Origin of the sequence: Streptomyces sp. CA2R106 (assembly GCF_037034245.1) — a bacterium.
GTDB lineage: Bacteria > Actinomycetota > Actinomycetes > Streptomycetales > Streptomycetaceae > Actinacidiphila.
The window spans coordinates 1-3,409 of the sequence record NZ_JBAGKC010000089.1; the positions used below are offsets into that span (position 1 = coordinate 1).

Consider the following 3,409-nt stretch of genomic DNA (forward strand, 5'->3'; position numbering starts at 1 on the left):
TGGCGTTGGTCGATGCTCCTGAGGCGGGGGCGGTGTTGTTGCCGGGTCAGGTGCGGGTGGGTTTGCGGGCGGCGGGTGTGAACTTCCGTGATGTGGTTGCCGGGCTGGGAATGGTCTCGGATGGCCGGGTTATGGGCTTGGAGGCTGCCGGGGTGGTGCTGGAGACCGGGCCGGGGGTGGACGGTCTGGTGGTGGGTCAGTCGGTGATGGGTCTGGTGCCGGGGTGGGGGCCGGTGGGGGTGGTGGATAGCCGGTTGGTGGCTGCGGTGCCGCGGGGGTGGTCGTTCCAGCAGGCCGCATCGGTGCCGGTGGGGTTCTTGACCGCGTTTTATGCGTTGCGGGATCTGGCTCAGGCCCGTCCCGGTGAGCGGGTGTTGATCCATGCCGGGACCGGCGGTGTGGGCACGGCTGCGGTGCAGTTGGCCCAGGAATGGGGTTTGGAGGTCTTCGCGACCGCGAGTCCGGCGAAGCAGGCCGCGTTGCGGGCGATGGGCATCGATGAGAGCCACATTGCCTCGACGCGTGATCTGGTCTTCTGTGAGCGGTTCTTGGCCGTGACCGGTGGTGCGGGCATGGATGTGGTCGTCAATGCTCTGGCGGGGGAGTTCACGGACGCGTCGTTGCGGCTGTTGCCGCGTGGTGGGCGGTTCGTCGAGATGGGCAAGACCGATATCCGTGATGCCGAGCAGGTCGCCCAGGCATACCCCGGGGTGGTCTATCGGGCCTTCGATCTGATGGATGCCGGTGTGCCGCGGGTCGGGGAGATGCTCGCTGAGCTCGGGGTGATGTTCGAGGCCGGGATATTGAAGCCGCCGCCGGTGACGTGTTTCGAGTTGTCGCAGGCGGTGGCGGGATTGCGTCATCTGCAGGCTGCCCGGCATGTGGGCAAGGTCGTGCTGAACGTCCCCGCCGAGTGGGACCCGCAGGGCACCGTCCTGGTCACCGGCGGCACGGGGACCCTGGGTGGGGAACTGGCCCGGCACCTGGTCACCGTTCGTGGCATGCGGCATGTGGTGTTGTTGTCGCGGCGGGGTCCGGCGGCGCCGGGCGCGGCGCGTCTGGTCGCGGAGTTGGCTGAGCTGGGCGCGGAGGTCCGGGTGGTGGCCGGCGATGCCGCCGACCGGGATGCCCTCGCCTCGGTCTTGGCCAAGATCGCGGTGGAGCGGCCGTTGACGGCGGTGGTGCATGCCGCCGGTGTGATCGATGACGCGACGGTCGAGTCACTGACGCCGCTGCGGATGCTGCCGGTGCTGTCGGCGAAGGTTGACGCGGCCTGGAACCTGCACGAGTTGACCGAGGACATGGGCTTGGCCGGGTTCGTGCTGTACTCCTCGGCCATGGCCGCCCTGGGTAGCCCGGGGCAGGGCAGTTACGCCGCCGCCAACGCGTTCTTGGACGCGCTGGCCGCCCACCGCCGGAAACGGCAGCTTGCCGGTCAGTCGCTGGCCTGGGGCCTGTGGGAACAGACCTCGGAGATGACCGGGCATCTGGATGGCGCTGACCTGTCCCGTCTGCGTCGCGGCGGTGTTCAGCCGATGCCGACGGAGCAGGGTCTCGCGCTGTTCGAGGCTGCTTCCGTGTTGGGTGTGCCGTTGGTGGTCCCGGCCCAGCTGGACCTGGCCGCATGGTCGCGAGCTGGTCGGCCGGTGCCTGCCCTGTTGCGAGGTCTGGTTGCGGGTGGTGTCTCGGTTCGTCGGTCCGCGGCTGAGGCTGCGGTCGTGGGTGGCCTGGCGGCCCGGTTGGCTGCGCTCAGCCCTGCCGATCGCGAGCAGGAAGTCCTGCAGATCGTCCGGGCCGGCACCGCCGTCATCCTGGGCCATGCCAACGCTGGGGACATCGACTCCCAGCAGGCCTTCCGCGAGATGGGCATCGACTCCCTGACCGCGCTGGAACTCCGCAACCGACTCGCGAGCGAAACCGGGCTCACCCTTCCCGCGACCCTGGTCTTCGACTACCCCGTCCCGCTGGAACTTGCTCGGTATCTGGTCGCAGAGGCATGTGGGACCGAGGGCATGGTTGCCGTATCTGCCGCGGCAACCGTCCGTGTCGGGGTGGATGAGCCGGTGGCGATTGTGGGGATGGGTTGTCGGTTCCCGGGTGGGGTGGAGGATCCGGAGGGTTTCTGGCGGTTAGTTGCGGGGGGCTCTGATGCGATGTCGGGGTTCCCGGTGAACCGTGGCTGGGACGTGGCTGGCTTGCCGGACCCGGATTCCGCTGACGGGGGTGAGGGTTATGCCCGGGTGGGTGGGTTCCTTGATGGTGCGGGTGACTTCGATGCGGAGTTTTTCGGGATCAGTCCGCGTGAGGCGTTGGGGACCGACCCGCAGCAGCGGCTGTTGTTGGAGACCTCTTGGGAAGCATTGGAGGACGCGGGCATTGCCCCTGGTTCGCTGAAGGGGACCGACACCGGGGTCTACGCCGGCATTATCACGTCGGAGTACCGGGTCGGTGAGCGTGACGACGCGAGCGGCTACGGGATCACCGGGACCCATGCGAGTGTGGCGTCGGGTCGGGTGGCGTATGCGTTGGGGTTGCAGGGCCCTGCGGTTTCGATTGATACGGCGTGTTCGTCGTCGTTGACGGCGATTCATCTGGCTGCGCAGGCGTTGCGGTCGGGGGAGTGTGGGATCGCGTTGGCCGGCGGGGTCACGGTGATGGCTTCGCCTGGGACGTTCACGGAGTTTGCGCGGCAGCGGGGGTTGGCTGCTGATGGGCGGTGTAAGCCGTTTGCGGAGGCGGCTGATGGCACGGGGTGGGGTGAGGGCGTCGGTGTGCTGGTCCTGGAGCGGTTGTCGGTTGCGCGTGAGCGTGGGCATCGGGTGTTGGCGGTGGTGGCGGGTAGTGCGGTCAATCAGGATGGGGCGAGTAATGGTCTGTCGGCGCCGAACGGTCCCTCCCAGCAGCGGGTGATCCGGGCCGCGTTGGCGAGTGCGGGGTTGAAGGCCGGTGACGTTGACGTGGTGGAGGCGCACGGCACCGGCACGGCGTTGGGTGATCCGATCGAGGCGCAGGCGCTGCTGGCGACGTATGGGCAGGATCGTGATCCGGCGCGGCCGTTGTTGTTGGGGTCGGTGAAGTCGAATATCGGTCACACGCAGGCGGCTGCGGGGGTGGCGGGTGTGATCAAGATGGTGCAGGCGATGCGGCACGGGATGCTGCCGCAGACCCTGCACGTGGACGCTCCGTCCTCCCACGTCGACTGGTCGGCCGGAGCGGTGGATCTGCTGACAGCGCCGCGCGAGTGGCCGGCGGATTCTGGTCCTCGGCGGGCGGGTGTGTCGGCGTTCGGGATCAGCGGAACCAACGTCCACGTCATCCTTGAGCAGCCTGCAGAGGATGTCCCTGCCCTGGACGTCCCTGCTGACGACGGGTTGGTGTCCACCTCCGAGTTGGAGTTGGCCGAGGGTGT

The 3,409-nt window shown here is 68.3% G+C and carries 1 protein-coding gene; it reads left to right on the forward strand.

Features of this window, described 5'->3' with window-relative positions; all coding sequences use genetic code 11:
- Positions 1 to 3,409 (forward strand): type I polyketide synthase (locus WA788_RS35095; RefSeq protein WP_335984445.1); only part of this gene is annotated, 3,409 nt, incomplete at both ends.